The organism is Streptomyces sp. NBC_00086, from assembly GCF_026343255.1.
In the GTDB taxonomy this organism is placed as follows: domain Bacteria; phylum Actinomycetota; class Actinomycetes; order Streptomycetales; family Streptomycetaceae; genus Streptomyces.
This window is the reverse complement of record NZ_JAPELZ010000001.1, coordinates 7,148,132-7,172,239: the sequence shown is the minus strand read 5'-3', so window position 1 is coordinate 7,172,239 and position 24,108 is coordinate 7,148,132. Positions and strand designations below refer to the sequence as shown.

Here is a 24,108-nt window from a genome sequence, read left to right as displayed (position 1 = left end):
GTGTACGGCGACACACTGGTCCGGCCCGTCCCCGCCGGCCTCTGGAGACGCACCGATGGCACCTCTGCCGCACACCCGACGCTCCCTGCTCGGCGGTTCCCTCGCCGTCCCGGTGGGCCTCGCCCTGTCCGGCGCCCTGACGGGCGCCCTGTCCATTCCCGCCCACGCGGCGGCGCCCGCCTTCGCCCGCTCGGGCCGCCCGAACGCCTTCTGGGGCGTCCAGTCCGGCGAGATCACCGCCCACTCGGCCACCGTCTGGACGCGTTCCGACCGCCCCGCGCGGATGTACGTCGAGACCTCCCCGAGCGAGTCGTTCCGCTACGCCGTCCGCCGCCACCGCGGCCCGCTGCTCGGCCCGGACTCCGACTTCACGGGCACCACCACCCTGCGCGAGCTCCCGCCCGGACAGCAGATCCACTACCGGGTGCTCCTCGCCGACCCCGACGATCCGCGCCGCACCGGCGAGCCGGTCCACGGCACCTTCCGGACCGCGCCCGCCTCCCGCCGCCGTGACGTGCGCTTCCTGTGGTCCGGTGACCTCGCCGGCCAGGGCTGGGGCATCAACCCGGAGCTCGGCGGCTACCGCGTCTTCGACGAGATGCGCCTGCGGAACCCCGACTTCTTCCTCTTCAGCGGGGACACCATCTACGCCGACGGGCCGATCCAGGCCTCCGTACCGCTGCGCGACGGAACCCTGTGGCACAACGTGACCACCGAGGAGAAGGCGAAGGTCGCCGAGACCCTCGCCGAGTACCGGGGCAACTTCCGCTACAACCTGCTCGACGGCAACCTGCGCGATTTCAACGCCCAGGTGCCGGTCCTCGCCCAGTGGGACGACCACGAGGTGCGCAACAACTGGTACCCCGGCCAGATCCTCGACGACCCCCGCTACACCGTGAAGGACGTCGACACCCTCGCCGGCCGGGCCCGCCGGGCCTTCGGCGAGTACTTCCCCGTCACCGACCTGCGCGGCGGCCGCGCCGAGGGCCGGATGTACCGGGTGATGCGCTACGGCCCGCTGCTCGACGTGTTCGTCCTCGACATGCGCACCTACCGCGACGCGAACTCCCCCGGCCGCCAGACCGACGACCCCATCGGCATCCTCGGCCCCGAACAGCTGGCCTGGATCAAGCGCGAGCTCTCGCGCTCCCGCGCCACCTGGAAGGTCATCGCCGCCGACATGCCGCTGGGCATCGTGGTGGCCGACGGGGCCGCGAACTTCGAGGCCGTCGCCCAGGGCGACCCCGGGGCGCCGCTCGGGCGCGAACTGCAGATCGCGGAGCTGCTGCGGCACATCAAGCACCAGCGCATCACCGGGACCCTCTGGCTCACCGCCGACGTGCACTACACGGCCGCGAACCACTACGCGCCCGAGCGGGCCGCCTTCACCGACTTCGCACCCTTCTGGGAGTTCGTCTCCGGCCCCATCGGCGCGGGCGGCTTCCCCTCCGGCCGACTGGACGCCACCTTCGGCCCGGAGACGGCGTACGTCCAGTCCGCGCCCTTCGCCAACATGTCCCCGTCCGAGAATCCCCCGTACTACGGGGAGGTCGAGATCGACGGGGACGGCGGCGAGCTCACCGTCCGGCTGCGCCGCCAGGGAGGCGGCGTACTCTTCACCCGGACCCTGCAGCCCGGACGGGTGGGGCAGTAGGGTCCGACATCTGAAATCGGCCGGAAAACAGGGCGAAATCGGCCAGATGGATCCTTAACCAGTCGGTCACAGATCGTTCGTGATCACGCAACACCCCTGCGTCACAGTGGTCTGCATGACTGAGCGTATTGCTGCCCCTGCCCAGCGTCCCCACCGCCACCACTGGCGCCGCGACGTCGTCGAGCTCGCCGCTCTCTTCTGCGCCGTCGCGGTCGCCGACGCCATCGCCAACCTCGTGGTGCACGGTCCCCGCGGCCCGGTCCTGCTCGTGGCCTCGGCCGTCGCACTCCTGGTGACGGCGGCGTTCCACACCTGGTGGGCACGCCGCCACAGCCATGCGCCGCCGCCCACGGACACCGCGCCTTCGGACGCCGCGCCCACGGACACCGCCACGGGCGCGGTCGCGGCGACGGCCGGTACGGACGCCGCACTGGCCTCCGCCCTCTGGCGGATGCGGACGACCGTGCGCGACGAGCCCGGCAGCCTCGCCGCGCTCTGCACCGCACTCGCCCGGAGCGGGGTCGACATCCTGACCCTGCAGACGCACCCGCTCCCCGAGGGCGGCACGGTGGACGAGTTCCTGCTGCGCGCCCCGCATCAGCTGCCCTCCGCCGACCTCACCCGGGCCATCTCCGGCGCCGGCGGCCACAGCACCTGGATCGAGCGCGCCGACGCACACGACCTGGTCGACACCCCGACCCGCGTCCTGGGGCTGGCCACCCGCACCGCCCTGGACGCCGCCGAACTGCCGCTCGCCCTGCGCCAGCTGCTCGGCCGCTGCACCATCCACTCCATCCCGGCGACCACCCTCTCCGGGCGCCCCAACGCCGGCGCCGACGCGCCCGTCGAAGGCGTCTTGGAGGCCACGGTCATGCGGCTGCGCGACCCGTCCGGCGGTGCCATCACCATCGAGCGGCCCTACCTGCCGTTCACCCCGACCGAGTTCGCCCGCGCCCGCGCGCTCGTCGAGCTGGACGCCCGGCTCGGACCGCGGGTCCCGCGCAGCCGTGACGTACTGACCCTTCCCGAGGGCAACGAGATCACCGTCCGCCGCGCCGACGGCTCCGACCTGCCCGCGGCCCGTGCCATGCACGACCGCTGCTCGGAGCGCACCCTCGGCCTGCGCTACCACGGCCCCGTCGCCGACGCCGACCGCTACCTCGGCCACCTGCTGAGCCCGCGCTTCGGCCGCACCCTCGCCGCGACCACCGCCTCCGGCAAGCTCGTCGCCCTCGGCCACCTGCTCTGGGACGGCGACGAGACCGAGGTCGCCCTGCTCATCGAGGACGACTGGCAGCGCCGCGGCATCGGCTCCGAGCTGCTGGGCCGGCTGATCGGGATGGCCGTCGAGGCCGGATGCGACAGCGTGTACGCCGTCACCCAGGCCCAGAACACCGGCATGGTCGCCGCCATGCGCGGGCTCGGCCTCCCCCTCGACTACCAGATCGAGGAGGGCACCCTGGTGATCACCGCCCGGCTGGACGCGACCCCGGTCAGCTCCCGGCTGCCGTACGAGCTCCCGGGCGAATCCCTCCGCGGCCTACCCCGCAACCAGCAGTGACCCGGACCGGCTCCCCGGCCCGCTCCTGACCGGGCACCGGCTCCATCGCCCGGTCCGGCGCCCGGCCCGGATCGGCCCACAGATCGTCCACGTCCTCCAGCCCGACCGACAAGCGCAGCAAGCGGTCGCCCACGCCCGGGGCGTGGCGGTCCCCCTCGGCCACGATGAGGTGGCTGAAGGAGGCCGGGTGCCGTCCGGATCCACCCAGGTCACCCGGGTCCCCAGCAGGCCGCCGCTCAGCAGGTGGGCGCAGCCCCCGTACAACGGCCGTACGGCGCCCACGTGACGCGACTCCTTCATCCCCCGCACCAGCAGGCACGCCGACTACGCGGCCATCCCGCTCGCGAAGGCGACGGCGCTCTCGGTGCCTTCGAGCCGGGACAGGGCCGTCCCGAAGCAGGCGGTGGTCGGATCGTCCGGCCGGGAGCGGACCGGCGGGCCCCCGGGCCGGGCTCCGTCGTCCCGAACGCGTCGGCCTCGCGGGCCGTCTTCCCTCCGACGGGCCCGGACGACCACCCCGCCCACGCGGCCGATTCGGATCCCGGCGAGCTCCGGCGGCCGGTCCTCGACGAGTTCACCTCGCCCGTGAAGTCTCCAGGATGGAGGCCAGGTTGATCCTCCAGGAGCGGGATCGCGGGCCGCTGCCGCCCCCCGCGTCAGCAGGCTGACGATGTTTGGTGATGACGCGGACCCGTCCCGCATACGAAGATGTCCACATGTCAGACATCATCACCAGTGACAGCGCCGCACGGCTGCCCCGACAGGTCGCCGATGCCTACGTCGACGACCTCATCGCCATCGACCCGATCACGGGCACCTATCTCGGTGTCGCCGCGAGCTCCGGAAAGCTCCCGGACCTCTCCCCGGCGGGCCGCGCGGCGGCCGCCGAACTCACCCGCACCACGCTCGCGCGGCTCGACGCCGCCGAGCGGCAGCCGGGCGCCGACAGCGATGCCGAGCGCCGCTGCGCCCGCCTGCTGCGCGAGCGCCTCAACGCCGAACTCGCCGTCCACGAGGCCGACGAGGATCTGCGCGCGGTCAGCAACATCCACTCCCCCGCGCACTCGGTCCGCGAGATCTTCTCCCTGACCCCGGCCGAGACCGACGAGGACTGGGCGGCGATCGCCGAACGGCTGCGCGCCGTACCGGTCGCGTACGCGGGCTACCGCGAGTGCCTCGCGCTCGGCCTGGACCGCGGCCTGTTCGGGAGCCCGCGCCCCACCGCCACCTTCATCGAGCAGCTCACCGCCTGGGCGGGCGAGGGCGCCGAGGGCGAGGGCAAGGAAGGCTACTTCGCGGAGTTCGCCGCCACCGGCCCCCAGGCCCTGCGCGCCGAGCTCGACGCGGCCGCCGCCGGCGCGACCGCCGCCGTCTTGGAACTGCGCGACTGGATGCGGGACGTGTACGCCCCCGCGGTCGAGGGCAAGCCCGACCCGGTGGGCCGCGAGCGCTACGCCCTCTGGTCTCGCTACTTCAACGGCGCCGACCTGGACCTGGACGAGGCGTACGCCTACGGCTGGTCGGAGTACCACCGGCTGCTGGCGGAGATGAAGGCCGAAGCCGCCAAGATCCTCCCGGACGCGGGTCCGTGGGAGGCGCTGGCGCACCTGGACGTGCACGGCACCCACATCGAGGGCGTGGATGAGGTCCAGGCCTGGCTGCAGGGCCTGATGGACGAGGCCATCGAGAACCTCGACGGCACCCACTTCGAACTCGCCGAGCGGGTCAAGCGCGTGGAGTCGCGGATCGCCCCTCCGGGCGGCGCCGCGGCCCCGTACTACACGAGTCCCTCGGAGGACTTCTCCCGTCCCGGTCGCACCTGGCTGCCGACGATGGGCCAGACCCGCTTCCCCGTCTACGACCTGGTCTCCACCTGGTACCACGAGGGCGTTCCGGGCCACCACCTCCAGCTGGCGCAGTGGGCGCACGTGGCGGACCAGCTCTCCCGCTACCAGGCCAGCATCGGTCTCGTCAGCGCCAACTGCGAGGGCTGGGCCCTGTACGCGGAGCGGCTGATGGACGAGCTGGGCTACCTCAAGGACGCCGAGCAGCGCCTCGGGTACCTGGACGCCCAGATGATGCGCGCCACGCGCGTCATCGTGGACATCGGCATGCACCTGGGTCTGGAGATCCCGGCGGATTCGCCGTTCCACCCGGGCGAGCGCTGGACGGTCGACCTGGCGCAGGAGTTCTTCGGCCTGCACAGCGGCCGGCCGGGCGACTTCGTCGAGAGCGAGCTGACCCGCTACCTGTCGATGCCGGGCCAGGCGATCGGCTACAAGCTGGGCGAGCGCGCCTGGCTGCAGGGCCGTGACAACGCGCGCGCGGCGCACGGCGATTCCTTCGACCTGAAGGCCTGGCACATGGCGGCGCTGTCCCAGGGGTCGCTGGGCCTGGACGACCTGGTGGACGAGCTGTCGAAGCTCTGACCACCGGGACCGCACCACGGTAGGACGGACGGGCCGGCTCCCCCCTCGCGGAGTCGGCCCGTCCGTCGGTCCGCCCGTCCGCCCGTCCGCCCGCCCGTCCGTACCTGCGGGGGCGGCCGGTCTTCAGCAGCCAGTCCTGAGGAACCAGTCCTCAGCAGCCGCAGTCGTCGGAGTCCGTGGGCGCGGTCAGCGGGTCGGCCTCGGGGCGCTGTTCGCGGCCCTGCCAGGTCTCGACCTCGAAGCCCTCGCGGATCCAGTACTCGATGCCGCCGAGCATCTCCTTGACCTGGAAGCCGAGCTGCGCCAGGGCGAGCGCCGAGCGGGTGCCGCCGTTGCAGGCGGGGCCCCAGCAGTAGGTGACCACGGGAACGCTCTTGTCGAGGAGGCGCTCCGCCTGCTCGGCGACGAGGGCGTTCGGCAGGTGGACGGCCCCGGGCACGTGGGCCTGGTCCCAGGACGGGGTCGAGCGGGAGTCGACCAGCTGGAAGCCGAGCTCGGCGCCGTCCTCCCGGTGGGCCTTGAAGGCGGCGGCGACGTCCGAGACATCGGCGTGGAAGGCCAGGCTCGCCGCGAAGTAGGCGGCGGCCGCGGCTGGTGCGGCCGGGGGAACCCGCAGGACGGGGTTGGTGGAAGCGGGCGTGTTCGTGGTCGTCATACCGAGAAATCTACAATTTGTTGATCACTCCTCGGCGAGGGCCTCCCCCCGGAGACCGACATGTCCCCGAGGGTCCCCGAGTATCCCCCGAGGACCGGTTTCACCCCGTTGACCAGGGGTTTCAGCCCGTTCCGCCCGCCGTGCGATGCCGCACCACCGAACCCCCGCGCTGCTTGACGATCTCCAGCTGGGCCTGCACCCGGGTCCGCAGGTCGGCGACATGGCTCACGATGCCGACACTGCGGTCGCGCTCGCGCAGCGAGTCCAGTACGTCGAGCACCTCGTCCAGCGCCTGGTCGTCGAGGCTGCCGAAGCCCTCGTCGATGAAGAGGGTGTCGAGCCGCATGCCGCCCGCCTCGTCGGTGACCACGTCGGCGAGGCCCAGCGCGAGCGCGAGCGAAGCGAAGAAGGTCTCGCCGCCGGACAGGGTGGCGGTGTCCCGCTCGCTGCCGGTCCAGGCGTCCACCACGTGCAGCCCGAGCCCGGAACGCCCGCGTCCGCTCGCCTTGGCGTCGGAGTGCAGCAAGGTGTAGCGACCGCCCGACATGCGCAGCAGCCGTACCGTGGCCGCGGCGGCGACCTGCTCCAGCCGGGCCGCGAGCACGTAGGCCTCCAGCCGCATCTTGCGCTCGTTGTCCGCGGAGGTGCCCGCGGTGAGTCCGGCGAGCCGGGCCACCCGTTCGTAGGCCTCGCGCAGCGGTCCCAGGGAGCGCAGCTCCCGCTCCGCCTGGAGGGAGAGCCCGTCGAGGTCCTTGCACCGGACCCGGGCCGCGTCCACGGCGGACCCGGCCGTACGAAGCTTCGCGGCGGCCAGCGCCGCATAGGCCTCGGCCTCCTCCGGCGCGGCCGGGGGCAGGGCCGCCGCCGCGGCGGTGTCGCTCTCGCCGAGGCGGTCGGCCAGCATGGCCTCCTCCGCCTGCCAGGTGTCCGTGCGGCGTTGGAGCGCGCTGCGTTCGTACTCGGGGAGCACGGCGTCGGCCGCCTCCTCGGTGGTGTCGAAGCCGGCCTTGAAGGCGGCGTCGGCGAGCTGGTCGTCGGCCTCCTTCAGCCGGGCGGCGGTGGTTTCGGCCCGGCGCAGCGAGACGGCCGCCGCCGTGACCATGCGGACCCGGTCCTCCAGGACTCCGGCGCGGGCCGCGACGCTGGGCGCTCCGTCCCGTACGAGGGCCAGCTCCGCTTCCAGCGAGGCCTGTTCCCGGTCGAGGGCTTCGCGGCGCGAAGCCCGCGCCGCCGCCCGGGCCTCGGCTTCGCTCCGCTCGGCGCTGCGCACCGCGTGCTCCCGCTCGGCGCGGGCCAGCCGCTCGCGGGCGGTGTGCAGCCCGGCGGCCGCGGCGTGCGCCTCGGCGTGACGGGAACTCAGCGCGGAGGTGAGTTCGAGGAGTTCGGCGGTGGTGGCGTCGCCGGCGACGGCGGCGGCTTCTGCGCGGGTCTGTCGGACGGCTGCCAGATCGCTCTCCACCGCGGCCCTGCGCTCCTCGGCCCCCTCGAAGCGGGCGTGCGCCGCCTCCTCCGCGGCCCGGTCGACGTGACCGGGGGCGGGCCGGGCCGGGGAGGGATGCTCCGCGGCCCCGCACACGGTGCAGGGCTCCCCCGCCACCAAGGCGGCTGCGAGTTCGGCGGCGATCCCGCGCAGCCGGGTCTCCTTGAGCTCGAGCCAGCGTTCCCGGGCGGCGGCCGACTCCTCGCGGGCGGTGAGCAGTTCGGCCGAGGCCTGCTCCGCGTCCGCGTCGAGGGCGTCGCGCCGCCGGGCGGCGTGCAGGTGCAGCCTCGCGGGCTCCAGCTTGCCGGCGAGCTGCTCGGCCAGGGTCGCGGCCTGCTGGGCGGCGTCCGCGCGCCCGGCCAGCTCGGTCCGGGTGGCTTCCCAGCGGCCCAGCCACTCGGCGGTCTCCTGCTGCTGCTCCTCGGCCGCCCGGGATTCCCGTTCCAGGTCGGCCCGTTCGCGACCGATCTCGGCGCTGCGCTGCTCGGCGCGGCGGGCGGCTCCGAGTGCTCCCAGATCCTCGCGCAGCCGCTGCTCCACGGCGGCCAGCTGCTCGGTCCCCGCCTCGGCGAGCTGCGGCGGCAGCTCCGCCCGGGCCACCGACTCCGCGTGCGCGGCGGCCATGTGCGCGCCGGCGGCGGCTCCGCGCAGCTCCAGGGCGGGGGCGACCAGGGCTCCGCGCCGGGCCCGGTCGAGCAGGGCGCGCACCCGCTCCCGCTCCGGACCGGCCTCGGCGAGCAGGGCCGCCCGACGGGTGGTCTCGGCGTGCCGGCGCTGCAGCCGGTCGAGCTCCCGTACGTCCTCGGCGGCCCGCCGGGCGGCGTGGTAGCGCCCCTCGACGGCGGCGAGGGCGTACTCGGCGACGGTGAGCCGCTCCCGGGCGGAGCAGCGCGCGACGGCGGCCCAGGCACGGATCGCCCCGGCCAGCCCGGGGTCCCCCGGCTGGTGCCGGGGCAGCGGCCAGGCGCGCAGGTCGGCGGCGTCCCCGGCGGCCTGGGCGAGGCGCTGGGCGGTGTGCAGCACCTGCTCGTCACCGGCGCGGACCTTGGCCTCGGCGGCGCGGCGGCGCTCACCGAGCAGGGTTTCCACGGCGGCAAAGCGGCGGGTGTCGAAGAGCCGGCCCAGCAGCCGCCCGCGCGCCACCTCGTCGGCCCGCAGGAAGCGCGCGAACTCCCCCTGCGGCAACAGCACGACCTGGCAGAACTGCTCGCGGCTCATGCCGAGCAGCTGCTCGATCTCCTCGCCGATCTCCTGATGGGACCGGCTCAGCGCGCTCCAGCCGTCCCCGTCGTACTCACGCAGCCAACTCTGCGCCTTGTCCTTGGTCGTCCCGGTCCCGCGCTTCTTGGGCCGGTCCTGTTCGGGGCGCCGGGTGATCTCCAGGCGCCGCCCGCCCGCGGTGAGTTCGAGGGTGATCTCGGTCGGGGTATCGGACGCCGCGTGGTCACTGCGCAGACTGGTACCGGGGGCCTGCCGGGAACCGGGCACGGACCCGTACAGGGCGTAGCACACGGCATCCAGGACGGAGGTCTTGCCCGCGCCGGTGGGCCCGTGCAGCAGGAAGATCCCGGCGCCGGAGAGCGTGTCGAAGTCGATCTCCTGAGGCTCGGCGAAGGGCCCGAAGGCGGTGATGCGCAGCCGGTGCAACCTCATCGGTGGGTCTCCTGCCGGCTGTCCTCGGCCCGCACCTCGTCGAAAGCACCTTGAAGCACGTCCCGCTCGGCCTCGTCGGAGAACCCGCCGCCCCCGCGCACGTGGGCGACGAAGTCCTCGGCGATCTCCCGGTCGCTGCGCCCCTTCAGCCGCTGCGCATAGGACCCGCCGGCGTCCTCGCTCCGGCCCTCGGGGTCGAAGGCCAGGCTCAGAACATGGGGGAACCGCGCGGCGAGCCGGGCCATGGGATCCTCGGGCCGGACGGCGTCGGTGAGGGTGGCCTCCACCCAACAGTCCTCGTACCGGGCGTACGCCCCCTCGGAAAGCAGCTCCTCCAGCGGCCCCCGAACCCGAGCGAGACCGCGCGGCACGGGAGTGTCGACCCGCTCGGCACTCACGATCTCCCCGCCCTCCCCCATCTCCACGAGCCACATGCTCTTGCGCTGATCGGCCTCGGAGAAGGAGTAGGCGAGCGGGGAACCGGAATAGCGAACGCGTTCATTGATCACCTGGCAGCCGTGCAGGTGCCCCAGCGCGACGTAGTCGACCCCATCGAAAACGGAGGCCGGCACGGCCTCGACGCCCCCGACGGTGATGTCGCGCTCACTGTCACTGGCCTGCCCGCCGGTCACAAAGGCATGCGCAAGCACAACAGACCGCGTCCCGGGCGCCCGCCCGGCCAGATCGGCCCGAATCCGCCCCATGGCCGCCCCGAGCACGGCCTCATGGCTCACCTTCGAGGCCCCGAACTCATCCTTGACCAGCGCAGGCTCCAGATACGGCAGCCCGTAAAACGTCACGTCCCCGTGTACGTCGCCCAGCACCACGGGGTCGGCACACCCGGCGGGATCGGTCCTGAGGTGAATCCCGGCCCGCCCGATCAGCCCGGCCCCGACCCCAAGACGGCGGGCGGAGTCATGATTACCGGAGATCATCACGGTAGGAACGCCAAGATCGGCAAGTCGGTGCAGTGCCCGGTCGTACAGCTCCACGGCAGGCAACGGCGGCACGGCCCGGTCATAAACATCACCGGCAACAAGCACGGCGTCGACCTCGCGCTCCCGCACGACCTCAACCAGATGATCGATAAAAACAGCCTGAGCACCGAGCAGGTTCACCCGATGAAAGCTCCGCCCCAGATGCCAGTCGGAGGTATGCAGGAACTTCACAGAACGACCCCGACCTGCACGTTTACCCCTACGACCCCTCTAAAACCAGCACGAACCGACCCAGGACTCACAGTCGCCCCCCTGCCACGCTAACGCATGCCACCTCCTGAGCCACCACACGCCTCAGTCAGGGTGGCCGCCAGCGAACGAGCCGGAGGGTCACCCGCGTCGGCAGCCCACGCACCGGCACCGGGGCAAGAAGGCCCGTACCTGGCTCCAGCGGCAAGCACGGGGCCAGCACGTCAAACGACCGATGCCGTGAAAGGGGCAGCGGGAGCGAGCCCTGCCCTATCGAGGCCTTGCTTCAACGCCTCGATGGCCTCGGCTCCTGCGGACCTCGATCTCGGCGGCCGTCACCGGCAAGCTTCACGATGCTGGCCTCGAACCTCGCCGCCGATCTCGATGCCTGGATGAGGCTGCTGGCCGGCCCTCCACGATGCCGAAGGCCTCGCCCAGGGCGAGCCCGACATCATGCGTTTCGCCTTTACGACCTGCCCGCCCGCCTCGCGAAACACGCACACCGCCGATGGCTGCGGCTCGAGGCCACCTGGCCCTGGAGCGACGCCTTCACCACGTGCCGGCGCCGACTCGGCGCACTACCCGCCGCCCCCTGAACCGGGAGCCGCCACCCCAACTAGGCCAGGAAGACACGCGAAGCTCCTGGCGGACACGGCGATCTCGGTCGAGAACCCGTCCACCAGGAGCTTCGTCGTTACGTGCAACCCTTCACCACCAACAGTCCGGCAGCACCCTCAGGTGAGAAGGGGCTCAGCGTCAGGTGGTCGCCGAAGAGACGTAAACCATGACAAGCGAGTCGCCCCGTCTATCTACCGCCACCTGCCTGTACGTGCCATGCAAGTCACTGTCGGGAATTGGTATGGCCAAACCCGAAACGTCAGGTCCGGACTGGATGTCCCATCCCAGTTTCGCCTCATCCTTGGAGTCGAATGGCGAATGGCCGGGTAGCATATCGAGCTCACTCTGCCCGAGATTCCTCAGAAACTGGTCCAGTTGAGCTTGAGTCGCCTCAAACCGAACCCAGAGGTCCATGCCTGCACCACTACTCTTGTATTTCCAGTGTTCGACGGCCTGAACGTCACCCGGAATCGGGAGTCCGTAGCGTTTCAAGTCCTCTGGACTGGGACGGCCCTGAAATCGCTCGTAGTGGTCACTCCGCACCTGAGTACGCCCGCTGGGCGCAGCTGACTGGACCGCACTGCCGCACCCGGCGAGCGCCGCGCCAGCAAGGAGCGCCAGGAGAATTTTCAGGCTCTTCGCGTAGGCCATTATGGCGTCCCCGTCATGCGCGAACTTCCGTACACGTTGAAATCTTGGGCCAGCCCGACGGTGTGCAGGTGAGCAATCTCGGGCTGAGTGAAGTGAAGCCCCATCGGACCATCGAGATCATCCCGATTCTCACTGGGCACTCCCCAGTCGTATCTTTTCCTGATTTCCAAATTGTAGGAAGCGACCTTTCCGTACGTGTCAACCTTAATATCGGAAACGCGCCACTGGAAACTATTGAGGGCATAGTACCAGTCTAGACTGCTATGACCGTCATCCTCGTCAGCGCGAGTCTGCCTCCATCCGGAATCGCTTCCATCCTCATCCTGGAAGAATTCGGATACTTTTTGCTTGAATCGCGGAATTTCCTCGATCATCTGATCCGGATGAAGAATGAAATCGTCCCCCGTATTATCGAGATAATGACTCAGCAGTGCCCAGCCATTCAACCATCCCTTGAACCAAAGTCCGGTTACGACGTACTGGAGTCGATTGAATACTTCGCGATCTTTCTTACCGGGTGATTCCTTGTCGTAGATCCTATCTTCCGTGTCACTGTAGTCATTGGTATGTCTGGTGGTTCCGCCGCCGTTGGTTCCGCCGGTGCCGCCAGCTGTAGCTCCGGGGGGGCCGGCGGGGGGGCAGGCGAAAATGCAGCCAGGGGATGTGCCTGCTCCTGGGGTTTCGCCTGGGCGAGTACCCGATTCGCAACCGCCACGTTCATTGGGGACACAGAGACCCGTTGGGTCGCTGGAGGTGACCGGGTTGTTGTTGGCGTAGGTGTAGCCGTTGAGGGACTGGTGCTGGTCGAGGCTCAGGATCGGGTCGACGCTGATGAATTGTCCGGTGTAGGGGTCGTATTCGCGGGCGCCGATGTGGGTGAGTGCGGTGTTGGTGTCGGCGGACTTCCCGAGGAAGCGTTTGTCGTCGGGCCAGGTGCCGACGGTGTTGCCTCGGGGGGCGCCGAAGGGGGTGATGTAGCGCTTGCTGAACGTCTGCTCGTCGCCGCTGTCGATGGCGACTGAGGAGGTGCCGTGGTGGTCGCTGGAGAGGAAGGAGACCTTCGAGGTGCCTGTCTCGTTGCTGCGGACTGCTACGCGCTGGCCGCCGAGGGTGTAGTAGCGGTTGGCCCACTTCTTGGTGCCTTCGAGGTGGACCTCGGTGGACCCGGCGTACAGGACGGTTTCGCCTGCGGTATTGCGGCGGATGAGGAGCTCGCCGTCGGCGTCGTACAGGTAGCTGGTGGTGTCGGTTCCCTCGACGAGCCTGCTGAGCTTGTTCTCCCCGCTCCAGGTCAGCACTTGGCTGTCGCTGCTGGAGGGAGAACGAAGGCGCTTGGTGGAGTTCCCGCTCTCGTCGTAGGTGTACTGGTCCGCGACCGCCGTGCAGTCCGTCCCGGTGGTGCTGGAGACGAGGGCGTGCCTGCGGGCGGTGTCGTAGCAGTAGGTGCGGTTGGTGGTGCTGGAGCTCGTGTGCGTGGTCTCCGAGGCGCGCTGGCCACCGGCGTTGTAGGTGTAGGACTTCCAGTAGGAGGCGGGTCCTCCGAGGTTGGCCGTGGTCCGTCCGGCACTGGCGCAGTCGGCGGTGCTCGGGGTCCAGGCTTCGGTTACGCGGCGCTGGCCGTCGTAGGTGAAGCACTGGTAGTCGGCCGCGCTGGCGCCACTGACCGTGGCCTTGTCGAAGATCGACGTGACGTTGCCGGCGTCGTCGTGCGTGTACGTGCTGTCCTGGACGAGGCCGTGGGTCGGCTCGTAGACGGTGGTTGCCTTGAGGCGGCCCGTTCCTTCCTCGAAGGTGTTGGCGATGTCTACGTCCTTGACGCCGAGCGCTCCCGAACGCGAGAGCTTCATCGTCTCGAGCCGGCCGAGAGGCGAGTAGCCGACGCTCTGGACGTACCCGCTGGTCCCGGAGAGACCGTCCGGCAGGAAGTAGCTGTTGTAGTCGGTGCTGATGGTCTCCGAGGGAAGGCCGCCGGCCGCGGGCTCGGAGGTGCTGGAGACGGTGCCGTCTGCCCAGAGGTTCGTCTCGTATGCGGTGGTCGCATTGACGGCGCCCGAGGTGACCAGCGCGTCGTCGGCGGGCAGCGTCAGCTCGGTCTTGCTGGGACGGCCGAGGTAGTCGTACTCCGAGACCTTCTTGGTATAGGCCTTCCCCGTCGTGCCGCCGACATAGCGAATGGAGGCAGTAGGCGCACCCCGCAGGAGAGTGTCGTAGGTCCAGGCGGCCAGCTTGTTGGCGTCCGTGCGGGAGGTCTGCCACTTGGCGGTCTTGCGGCCGAGCTCGTCGTAGGAGTACAGGAGCGTGGTGCCGCGTGCGTCGTCCGTGCTGGAGATCTGATCCAGCGACGTGTAGTGCGTGGTGGTCGTCCCGGTGTCCGGATCGGTGACGGTGCGCTGACGGCCGTAGAGGTCGTAGGTGTATGACCACTTACTGCTGTCCGGCCCGGTGACCGCGGCGGGCTTGCCGTCTCGGGTGAGCGTGTACTTCACGCTGGTGTACGCGGTACCGAGGGTGGCGCCGTACGCACTGTCATCCGGCTGCTCGCCCGCGTACGTGCGGGTTTCCGTCGTCCGACCCAGCGTGTCGGTGATGGTACGAGCGGCCGTGCCCCCGTCAGGTGCAGAGGTGGCTACGGAGTCGCCGGTGTAGCTGGTGGCCGTGGACCACTTCTTGGTGCCGTTGACCCACAGCTCGGAGGTCGTCGGGCGGCCTGCGGCGTCGAAGGAGGTCTTGGTCTGCGGGAAGGGCCCTCCGGCGGTGACGGCGTCGTAGTCGCCGTCCGGTGTGTTCTTGTCGTCCCAGGCGTCGGCATAGGTGTCGTAGGCCAGGCCGCGGGAGTCGTAGCGGGTGTCGGTGAGGATCCGTCCGCCGTTGGGCGACAGGGTCTGGGTCTGCAGCGGACGCAGCAGGGAGTCGGCGACGGCGTAGACCGGGGTCCGGTAGGTGGTGTTGTCGTGCTTGAGCTGGGTTATCGAGGTCCAGGGTGAGGATCCGCGCTTGAAGGAGTATCCGTACCTGATGTTCGGGGTCTCACCGCCAGTCTGGCTGCGATTGCTCAGCCAGGTGCCGGTGACGCGGCCGAGCGCGTCGTAGGCGCTGGTGGTGATCTTCGCGTTGGCGTCCTCGCCCTTGATCACCGCACCGCGGGCGGGGTCGAAGTAGGCGTAGGTCCGGTGGGTCTGCCCGTTGGAGTCCAGCGTGGGCTTGGCGCTCACGGTGGCCGTGAGCGGGCCGACGGTCGCCGGGGTGTAGGCGGTGGTGGAGGTGTTGCCTGCCGCGTCGGTGGCGCTCAGGGGCCGGCCGAGGATGTCGTAGGTGGCGCTGGAGAGCTTTTGCCAGCCGTCCGTCTCGGACGGGGTGCGCGGGTTGGTGCCGCTGGCGGCAGGGTAGGCCTTGGCCCGGCCGGTCCAGGTCGCAAGTCCCTTGGTCGGGACGCGCCCGTCCTTCCACCCGGTGACCGTGGCGTCGTCGTAGACGGTCGCGGTGTCGGAGATGACATCGCCGCGGGTGGTCAGCGAGGAGGGCAAGGTCAGCTTGTCATCGGTGAGGTCATTGCCGTCGGCATCCACGCAGGCCTGGGCCACGGTCCGGGTGCGAGAGACCAGGTTGGTCAGGCCAGCGGCTGGGTTGCGGGCGTACCAGGTGTTGGTGCAGGTCTCGTCGCCGCTCTTGGCGTGGTCGCCCAGGGCGCTGACACGCGCGATCATGCCGTAGTCGTCGTACGAGTAGTCGGTCTGGGTCCGACGGAAGGTGTCGGAGGCGGTGAGGTACGTGTACTGATACGCCCGCGACGTACGAACCTGTGAGGCAGTGATGGTCTTGTCGACGATCGGCTTGCCGTCGCTGTCCTTCGCAACCTGCCCCGCATCCGTCATCTTGTAGACGTTCTGCGTGGCTGTGTTCGTGTACCCCGGGTAGTTCAGGGAGGACGCGATGATGGTCGACCCGTTGTAGGTGACCGACTGGCGCAGGAAGCCTGCCACCTGGTCGTAGTCGGTGGAGTCCGACGTCGCGATCGGGCCGGCGCCGTCGATGTCGATGACGGGCACCTTGTTGGTGCGGGTGACCTTCGGGTCGGCCGTCTTGTCGCCGTACATGCCCTGCATGTACACGTTGGTGGTCTTGGAGCGGTTGGAGCCGACGCCCGTGTAGGTGGTGACCCTGCCGTAGCCGCGCCAGCTGGACCAGGTGCGATCCTTCTCCTTCGTCATGGGGTCGTCGTTGTAGCGCCAGCCGGGCTTCTCGTAGTCGTACGAGTTGGACACGGTGGCAGCCGTGACGGCGTCCTTGGTGGTGATGTTGGTGACGCGGTACTTGTGGAACCAGTCCAGGCGCGTATCGCCACCGTTGACCTTCCACTTCACCGGGTAGCAGGGGCGTGCGTCGTCGGCGTTGTCGTCGACCGCCGTGGGCATCTTGGTGCCGCTGACACACTGCGGGTCGGAGAGGGTGACCGTGGTCGTGGCTCCGGTCTCCGAGGTGATGGTGCGGATGCGGGGGCGATTGATCGGCAGGATGTCGTCGCCCGGTACGTCGACCCGGTTGGGCCGGTTGTCGTAGACGATGTCGACCGGGTCCAGCTTGAGGTCGGTGCCGTTCTTGCCGGTGCGGGTGACCGACTTGAGGACCAGGCTCCGGTCGCTCGGGTCGTTGAGATTGACCGGCGCCGTGTATCCGGAGACGAGGGCGTAGCTGTCGACGTCGGTGAAGGCGTCAGGCGAGACAGCCGTGGACCAGACCTGCGTGGTGATGTTGGTCAGGCGCTTGCGGGTGAAGAACGACGGACCCGTGGACTTGCAGTCTGTCGCCGTGCTCGCGCAGATGGTATCGAAGGGCACATCGGGCCAGTTGTCGGCAGTGTCCTCGGTGAGCGAGGAACAGTCCGACTCGCAGCGCTCGTCGTAGGTGAATGCGACGCGGCCGGAGGCGATGCCGGTGAAGAGCGCGTCCGCCCTCTGCCCGTACTTGATCTCCTTGAGGTAGCCACCACGCGTGTAGGCGCCAAGAGTCGTCTTGTCGCCGTTCTTCGCGTAGTAGTTGCCCTCCTTGGTGTACCAGTACGTGGAGGCGTTGCCCTGCAGGTCCTGGACCAGGTCCAGGTTCCAGCGCCAGGCCTGCTGAACCGAACGGCCGGAGAAGCTGCTGCTCTTCTTGTAGCCGGGCTCGCCTTCATCGTCGCCGAAGACGGGAACGGTCCAGACCGAGTTGGTTTCGGTGTCCGCGGGCGCGCCGGGGAGCTTGTTCAGGCCGAAGGTGTAGGTGGCTCCGTCACTGGTGACCACCTTCCAAAACTCACCGTCGGTGTCATTCGGGTCGGTGGTGGTGTCGCCGTCATCGGTGCTGACGGCACCCCGACCGCGGATGACCTTGGTGGCGTCGTCGTTCTTCAGGCGCCAGGTGTTGCCCGTCGCATCCGAAGGGTCCTTGACCAGTTCGCTGGCCTTGCCGTTCAGGACGAGGGAGGCGTTGTCGTACTTCCAGCACTGGTCGTGCTTGTCCGCCTGGGCGTCGTCGTCGCACGAGGCGTACTTGCGCTCGATGTAGGACGAGGCCAGGTCGAAACCCTCACCGACCTGGGACCCCTGGTTGTTGGTGGTCGCGGTGCGGCCATCGATGAACCCCGAGTCGTACGACAGGGCCAGCGAGGGCGCAGGACCCGCTGCTGCGGGCGGCACGGTGAGCGGATAGGACCAGGTGAACGATCCCGATGACCCGCCAGCTTCCCAGGTGGAGGAGCTGGCCAGGGGGGTGGCCTTGTAATCGCCGGCACCTGAAGTCGACGCGGCACTCGTGGCCATCACCGCGAGCACAGTGGGTGCAGCCGAAGCGGCACTCAGCAAGGGCGTGCTCGGGAGTTCCTGAGCGCGGAGCAGGACACTGCCTGTCGTGGCCGGCTTGGCGCCGGCCAGGGTGACGTTGGCGGAGAGTTCATGGCTGGCGATGTCGTTGTTGGAGGCGACGGGTGTGGTCGTGCGGCACTCCGGCTTGTCCGGGGTGGTCAGCGCGCAGCCCGGCAGGGTCACCAGGCCCAGGCGGGTCGACCAAGAGCCGCCGATGGCCGATGCGAACGAGTCGTAGTTCACCTCGACCCGTGCGGTGCCGGGTGTGGCGGCGGTGGCCGTGAGTAGCACGCCGGTGATGCCCGCCTTGCGGGCCGCCTGCTGGTCCAGCACCTGCACCGTGGCCTGACCGGAGGCGGCGGCGCCCGCGCGGGCGGTCTTGGCCGGCGGGGCGACGGCCACCAGGGAGTTGGCGGCCGGGGCACTGGCCAAGTCGCTCTTGAGGGTGGTGGCCTTGGGCCAGGTGTTCTTCGGGTTGGCCTTAGCGCGTTCGGCTTGGGCCTTGTCCTCGGCCTTGAGCTTGGCGATCAGCTCGGCTGAGGCCATCGTCTCGACCGGCACCGAGTTCACCTTCGCAGGCCGGTGCTGCGGGCTCGACGGTCGGCCGGGTGCATCTGCGGCGCTGGCGAGGGGGGCCGTGATCGAGCCGGTTACGGACAAGGCCAGGGCGAGGACTCCGATGATCGGTGTTCTCGCCAACAGACTTCTTTTTCTTGACACAAAAACTCCTGGAGCGGACGAGCCGCAAGGTAGAGGTGTGTGAGTGAGTGGCGATGAGCGCGCGGAGCACAAGGGCCGAGCGGCCGGGGTCGCAGAACGAGACCCCGGCCGCTCAGTGCTGGCCACGGCTGCCAAGAAGTGGCAGCCGTGGCCGGTCTAGGTGAAGTCCTTGACCTGTTCGGCGTCGATCATGGCGCCGGTCCATACGCGGACGTCGTTGATCTTGCCGGGGAGGTAGTTGCCCCAGGCGTCGTTGACGAGGCCCTTGCCGACCGCGAAGGTCGTGCTGCCCGACTCGGTGGCGTAGAAGTCGTCACGGTCGGAGACGTAGTTGCCGTCGACGTACAGCTTCAGACGGTTGTCCTGGGCGTTGTGGACGACGGTGACCTGCACGGAAGTGTCGAGCTCGGCTCTGGCCGGGCTCACCGACCAGGTGCCGGTGCCATCGGCGTTGAGGCGGCCGAAGTACCAGTTGCCGAGGACGGAGGTCACCAGCTCACCGGTGTCGGGGTGGTGGGTGGTTTCGGTGGCGGTCTTCTTGAACCACAGGCCCCATGCCGCCCCGCCGCTGTTGCGCTGGCCCAAGACCTGCGCGATGTACCCGTTGGGCTTGGCGATGAGCTTTTCGGAGTCGAGTTCGACTCCGGCGGTCGCGGTGAACGACCCCATTTCGTCGACGATCGGTCCTGCTGCCCATCCGTCGCCCGTGGTCCCGTTGAGGAGCAGCTTGCCGCCTGCGATGGTCGCACCCGAGGACAGGGTGAGGTCGCGGTCGTAGCCGGAGGTGTCCGTCAGGGTGCTTCCGGCGACGGTGTCGGGGTTCCAGCGGGCCGAGAGCTCGACCATGTTCCGGCCGGTGGTCTTGTCGTGCATCTGCACGTCCGCCCGCAGCGATTCCGCGCTCAGGTCGGACTGCCAGACGGTCATCTCGTCGATGAGGCCGGGGAAGTCGTTGACCCAGTCACCGCGGTACTGGTTGCGACCGATGGTCAGGGGACCTGTCGCGGCCACGGGCTTGAAGTCCGAGGGCAGGTCGATGCCTTCCTGGAAGTCGCCGTTGACGTAGAGCCGCAGTCGCCTGGCGGCCTTGTCGTACACGACGGCGACGTGCGTCCACACCTTGGGAACGGTCTTCGCCTTGGCGTTGACGACGTACTTGATGCCGTTGGAGTTGGTGTCGTCCGTGGTGGGCAGCGCGGCCGACCAGGTTCCGTTCGCGCGGTGGGTGATGTTGACCGCGCTCATGTATTTGCCAGCGACACCCGCCATGGAGAACGTCTTGTCCACACGGTCAGGGCGCACCCAGCCCGCGATGGTGAAGGATTCCTGGGTGTTGATCACGGGCCCGGAGGTCGCCGCGTAGTCATCGACACCGTCGAGCCGCAGAGCCGTGTCCTCGTCATTGCTGCTGAGGAGCCAGCCGCGGCGACCGTCCGAGGGACGGGTGGCACCGTTGCGCAGATCGGCCGGATCGGGCGAGACGTCCCTGGTCGCGGTGTCCTTGGCATCGTCACCGGACATGTCGTAGAAGTTCCAGTGCGCCACCGGATCAGGATCCTCGTTCACGGCGAACCGGAACGTCGCCAGCTCTCCCAGGCGCCCGCCGTTCACGTTGTCCACGCCCTTGACGTAGACCGTGTTCAGCCCTGCGTGGTGCGGGGCGATCTCGACGGACGAGCTGGCCGCCACCGAAGCATCGGCCCAGTCGCTGTCCCCGTCGATCTTGTACTTGTACTTGACGACCTTGGAGTCCTCGCCCACGGCCGGACGGAAGATGAACTTACCCGGCAGTCCCGGCTTGCCGCTCGCCGTGCAGCTGGTCGAGGTGCACTCGTCGTAGAGGCCGCCGGTTGAAATCCTCGGGGGCTTCGGCGCGGACGAGTCCAGCTTGAAGTAGCAGGTCACATAGGGACTTCCCGCGGTCGCCACGTCGGCGGCGAAGGACCTGGTCCAGGTGAGCATGCGGTACGTCTTGCCGTCCTGCAGGGTCGGCATCAGTTCCGGTTCGGCACGGACCGAGGCATTGGCCCCGTAGTAGCTGTTGCTGGGGCTGTCGATGAACGGGCCGCTGTTGACCTTGACCCAGTTCGCCCCGTCCTGCTTCTCGATGAGGAAGGCCACGCGCAGCCGCGCCTCCGCCTCACCACCCGGCTGGACCTCGGTCGTGGCGCGCAGCTCGGGCGTGGAGTCCGCGATGGTCGTCGCCTCACCGAGGCTCGTCTCGCACGGCGTTCCGTCGACGGTCTGGGCCGTCGGAGTGGCCGGGTTGCTGATGTAGTCCACGGTGAGCGCGGCGTCGTTGCGGAAACGCTTCCAGGCGCTGGTGTCGCTCTCGTTCTCCGCCCGCAGTTCCAGAGTCAGCGGAGAGTTGCCGGTCGCCCAGGCGGCGACCGTGGACGTCAGGTTCTCGTCCTTTTCATCCGGATTGTCATTGAACTCGATCGGCGCAGCCGGAGAGTTCGGATCGCACGACGATCCCCGTCCCGCAGAGACCAGACGGTCGCCCATCAGGTCCGCGTAGGCCGGCTTGGTTCCCCAGGTCGTCGACTTGGTGAAGCTGCCCGCCGTACGCACGAGCCACACGTTGCGCGGGTCGCACTGGAAGGACCACGGCTCCGTGACGGTGAAGGTCGCGTCCAGGACCCTCTTGCCGCGCAGGTTGTCCGGCGTGAACTGGAAGTAGAGCCGCTGTACGTAGCCCGGACCGCAGTAGTAGCCGGCCCACGAACCGCACTCGCCCACGCCCTTGCCGAGGTTGTCCTCGCCGTTCTCCCAGGCGTAGTCCTCGTACCCGTCGTTGCGCAGCAGAAGACGCTGAACGCTGTAGTCCGCGTTAACGGACGGGTCGATGTACAGGGGGAAAGCCGCAGGATCCTTCTGCGCCATGAGCTTGGCGTCCGGGACGACGGTGAGGCTCGTGGCGTCCACGGCCAGGGGCATGGTCGCCGACTGATCGCCGAGGCCGGGACCGTCGAACGGCGACTCCTCGCCCTTGACCGACCCGGCCACGGGGCCGGTACCTTCCGCGGTCACCGCGGCGCGGCTGTTCAGCAGGACGGAGCCCGGCTTCGCCCCGGCAGGCGCTGCTTCCGGGCCGGCCGAGTCCCACATCCGGGCCGGCGGCGCCTCGAAGACCGTCTGGCCGTCGCTGTTGCGAGCCGTCAGTCCGTTCTCCTTGGACCCGGCGACGTCCAGGCCCTTGGCCTTGAGCGCGAACTTGACCTTCTTCAGCGCCGGGCTCGCCGCGGCCTGGGGGGTCTTGACGACGAGGACCTCGCGGAAACCCTCCACCGTGGCCGTCATACGAAGATCAACGCCCGGCAGTACCTCCGCGTAGGTGGCACTGGCCCCCTCGAGCTTCGGCTTGGGCAGGGCCTTGCCCCAGCCCAAGCCGAAGGTACGGCCGCCCCGCTCGATCTTCACGAGGTCTGATTTGGCACCGCCGCCCGAGAAACTCAGACCGACGACGGCGGCCTTCGGCCCCACCGTTCCGTCCGGCCGAACCACCAACGTGGCATCAGGCTTTACCCAGGCACCATCCGCACTCTTCGCCCGGACGGGCACGACCGACTGGACGAGGCGGAACGACTTCCCATCAGGGTTCGCAAATGTGGTCGTGAACTCCGAACGCTCGCCCACGACTTCCACACGCTGGCCGCTCTTGGCAGCCTCTTTCGATGCCCGCTGCGCCTCAGGAAGCGGCGCTTCCGCTGCAGCCGGCGGCGTACCAGCCCCATAAGCGGGCGACGCTCCGACGAGCAAGGCCACACCTATCGCGGTACTCAGAGCACGGCGAAGCCGTCTCCGTTCTCTTACTGACATTTACCCGCCCCAGAAGAAGGATGAGGGCCTCCCCAGGCCCTCCAAGGCGACGAGACTCTGCACGTCACACAGCAGAGGCTAAACATTTCATTAGAATCCATCAACACCGAATCGATGGACCGTTGATCACCTTAAGGTCGAATTTGCACCCACAACTGACGCTACGTCACCGCGTGCAGAATTATGCCCAATGTGGACACACCGGTGAATCTCTTCTCGGATTTTTAGGCGAAACTTTCGGTCGACCGACCGGGTTCACAACCCCGCCGACACTCCGCCTGACAAAGAGGCGGCACCGACCTGACCTCACATCAAGTCGCGCCATGAACATGACATGAACCAATGGTTTCACAGTTCACTCCTAAATTTCCAAAATCAGAAAGTTCCGAGGCGTCATTGAACGCAACCTCTTGACGCGCGAATCCGGCCGACCGACTTTCTTTCTCCCGGGGCCACTGAACTGCATATTTCCAATACAGGAATGCTCCGATCGACCAAAAATCCGTGGCGGCGCGTACGGCGGCGGCCGCCTCGGTGGACCTCGACGGGCGATCCTCCCGAGGCGGTGACCAGCCCCGCCGCCTACCGTGGAAGCAAGAGCCCTACCCCTTCGGGGAGGCGATCGACATGACCGGAGAGACCTACGACGCCGTGATCGTGGGAGCCCGCTGTGCGGGCGCGAGTACGGCGATGCTGCTGGCCCGCCAGGGCCACCGGGTGCTGGTGGTGGACCGGGCGGCCTTCCCCAGCGACACGCTCTCCACCCACCTCATCCACCCGCCCGGGCTCGCGGCCCTGCGGCGCTGGGGCCTGCTGGACCGGGTCGTCGCCACCGGCTGCCCGGAGATCACCACGTACACCTTCGACCTGGGACCCCTCGTCATCTCCGGGTCGCCGGCGGGACTGGGCTTCCAGGGCTCGTACGCGCCCCGGCGGACCGTCCTCGACAAGATCCTCGTCGACGCGGCCGTGGAGGCCGGCGCCGAGGTGCGCGAGAAGTTCACCGTGGAGGGCCTGGTCACGGAGGGGGACGCGGTGACCGGCATCCGCGGCCACGGCCCGGACGGGGCCGCGACCACCGAGTACGGCCGGGTCGTCATCGGGGCCGACGGCGCGCACTCGATGGTCGCCCGCGCCGTGGACGCCCCCCGCTACGCGGAGAAGCCGAAGCTCCAGGTCAGCTACTACACGTACTGGGCGAACCTGCCGATGCACGGCGGGTTCGAGGCGTACATGCGGGGCGACCGCGCCTTCGCGGCCTGGCCCACCAACGAAGACGTGACGCTGGTGGTCTGCGGACTGCCGATGCGGGACTTCGAGGCGAACCGCGCCGACATCGAGGGCGGATACCACGAGACCCTGAACCGCGTGCCGGCCTTCGCCGACCGGATCGCCTCCGCCACCAGTACCGGACGGCTGGTCGGCACCGCCGTCGAGAACCACTTCCGGGTCCCCTACGGACCGGGGTGGGCGCTGGTCGGCGACGCCGGGTACCTGAAGGACTTCATCACGGCCCAGGGAATCCAGGACGCCTTCCAGGACGCCGAGTTGTGCGCGGGGGCCCTGGACGACGCCTTCGCGGGCCGCGGGGCCTTCGACGACGCCATGCTCGGCTACCAGCAGGCGAGGGACGAACGGGTCATGCAGATGTACGAGTTCACCGCCGAATTCGCGGCCCTCGAACCTCCGCCGCCCGAGATGCAGCGGGTCCTGGGCAAGGTCGCCGAGAGCCAGGACACCATGGACGGCTTCGTCCGCGTGAACGCGGGCGTCACCAAGCCCGGCGAGTTCTTCTCCGACCCCCGCCTCGTGGGAGCGGCGCAGCCGGCGAGTTGATACCC

At 69.3% G+C, this 24,108-nt stretch carries 11 protein-coding genes and 1 pseudogene; 4 read left to right on the top strand and 8 right to left on the bottom strand.

Annotated features, from left to right (window positions below):
• The first annotated feature begins 55 nt into the window (after window positions 1-55).
• Both OG276_RS32535 and OG276_RS32530 read left to right on the top strand, forming a co-directional pair.
• A complete protein-coding gene (locus OG276_RS32535) occupies window positions 56-1,654 on the top strand; it encodes an alkaline phosphatase (protein ID WP_266910809.1) in 1,599 nt (532 codons plus the stop codon).
• A 115-nt stretch (window positions 1,655-1,769) separates the two neighbouring features.
• A complete protein-coding gene (locus tag OG276_RS32530) occupies window positions 1,770-3,215 on the top strand; it encodes a GNAT family N-acetyltransferase (protein ID WP_266910807.1) in 1,446 nt (481 codons plus the stop codon).
• Here the strand turns inward: OG276_RS32530 and OG276_RS32525 are convergent.
• Together OG276_RS32525 and OG276_RS32520 are read right to left on the bottom strand one after the other, a co-directional pair.
• Complete coding sequence (locus OG276_RS32525; RefSeq protein ID WP_266910787.1) at window positions 3,148-3,378, bottom strand: PLP-dependent transferase; 231 nt, start codon at window positions 3,376-3,378, stop codon at window positions 3,148-3,150. The genes OG276_RS32530 and OG276_RS32525 overlap by 68 nt on opposite strands.
• A 32-nt stretch (window positions 3,379-3,410) precedes the next feature.
• Window positions 3,411-3,671 (bottom strand): annotated as a pseudogene (locus OG276_RS32520) (PLP-dependent transferase); the annotation flags it as partial.
• Window positions 3,672-3,931: 260 nt separating this feature from the next.
• Here OG276_RS32520 and OG276_RS32515 point away from each other — a divergent pair.
• Window positions 3,932-5,644, top strand: a complete 1,713-nt coding sequence (locus tag OG276_RS32515) for a DUF885 domain-containing protein (protein ID WP_266910785.1) — start codon at window positions 3,932-3,934, stop codon at window positions 5,642-5,644.
• 151 nt (window positions 5,645-5,795) lie between these two features.
• On the opposite strand, the gene OG276_RS32510 is transcribed toward OG276_RS32515, so the two are convergent.
• From OG276_RS32510 to OG276_RS32485, 6 genes are all read right to left on the bottom strand, one after another.
• Complete coding sequence (locus OG276_RS32510) at window positions 5,796-6,299, bottom strand: rhodanese-like domain-containing protein (RefSeq protein ID WP_266910783.1); 504 nt, start codon at window positions 6,297-6,299, stop codon at window positions 5,796-5,798.
• A gap of 121 nt (window positions 6,300-6,420) precedes the next feature.
• The gene (locus tag OG276_RS32505) at window positions 6,421-9,432 is read right to left on the bottom strand and encodes an SMC family ATPase (RefSeq protein WP_266910781.1); all 3,012 of its coding nucleotides are present in this window, start codon (window positions 9,430-9,432) and stop codon (window positions 6,421-6,423) included.
• On the bottom strand, window positions 9,429-10,601 hold the full coding sequence (locus OG276_RS32500; protein ID WP_266910779.1) for an exonuclease SbcCD subunit D: 1,173 nt from the start codon (window positions 10,599-10,601) through the stop codon (window positions 9,429-9,431). The genes OG276_RS32505 and OG276_RS32500 overlap by 4 nt, the downstream gene beginning before the upstream one ends.
• Before the next feature lie 774 nt (window positions 10,602-11,375).
• Window positions 11,376-11,888, bottom strand: a complete 513-nt coding sequence (locus tag OG276_RS32495; RefSeq protein ID WP_266910777.1) for a hypothetical protein — start codon at window positions 11,886-11,888, stop codon at window positions 11,376-11,378.
• On the bottom strand, window positions 11,888-18,286 hold the full coding sequence (locus OG276_RS32490; RefSeq protein WP_266910775.1) for an RHS repeat-associated core domain-containing protein: 6,399 nt from the start codon (window positions 18,284-18,286) through the stop codon (window positions 11,888-11,890). The genes OG276_RS32495 and OG276_RS32490 overlap by 1 nt, the downstream gene beginning before the upstream one ends.
• A 315-nt stretch (window positions 18,287-18,601) precedes the next feature.
• Window positions 18,602-21,868, bottom strand: coding sequence for a LamG-like jellyroll fold domain-containing protein (locus OG276_RS32485; protein ID WP_266910773.1), 3,267 nt, complete (start codon window positions 21,866-21,868; stop codon window positions 18,602-18,604).
• A gap of 1,026 nt (window positions 21,869-22,894) precedes the next feature.
• Between OG276_RS32485 and OG276_RS32480 the strand changes: the two genes are divergently transcribed.
• Window positions 22,895-24,103 (top strand): NAD(P)/FAD-dependent oxidoreductase, encoded by a 1,209-nt coding sequence (locus OG276_RS32480; protein WP_266910771.1) that lies wholly within the window; start codon window positions 22,895-22,897, stop codon window positions 24,101-24,103.
• The last annotated feature ends 5 nt before the right edge of the window (window positions 24,104-24,108 follow it).

Bases quoted from the DNA above. Each gene is read 5' to 3' on its own strand.
- OG276_RS32535 (WP_266910809.1), top strand. From the start codon at position 56: ATGGCACCTCTGCCGCACACCCGACGCTCCCTGCTCGGCGGTTCCCTC.
- OG276_RS32530 (WP_266910807.1), top strand. From the start codon at position 1,770: ATGACTGAGCGTATTGCTGCCCCTGCCCAGCGTCCCCACCGCCACCAC.
- OG276_RS32515 (WP_266910785.1), top strand. From the start codon at position 3,932: ATGTCAGACATCATCACCAGTGACAGCGCCGCACGGCTGCCCCGACAG.
- OG276_RS32510 (WP_266910783.1), bottom strand. From the start codon at position 6,299: ATGACGACCACGAACACGCCCGCTTCCACCAACCCCGTCCTGCGGGTT.
- OG276_RS32505 (WP_266910781.1), bottom strand. From the start codon at position 9,432: ATGAGGTTGCACCGGCTGCGCATCACCGCCTTCGGGCCCTTCGCCGAG.
- OG276_RS32495 (WP_266910777.1), bottom strand. From the start codon at position 11,888: ATGGCCTACGCGAAGAGCCTGAAAATTCTCCTGGCGCTCCTTGCTGGC.
- OG276_RS32480 (WP_266910771.1), top strand. From the start codon at position 22,895: ATGACCGGAGAGACCTACGACGCCGTGATCGTGGGAGCCCGCTGTGCG.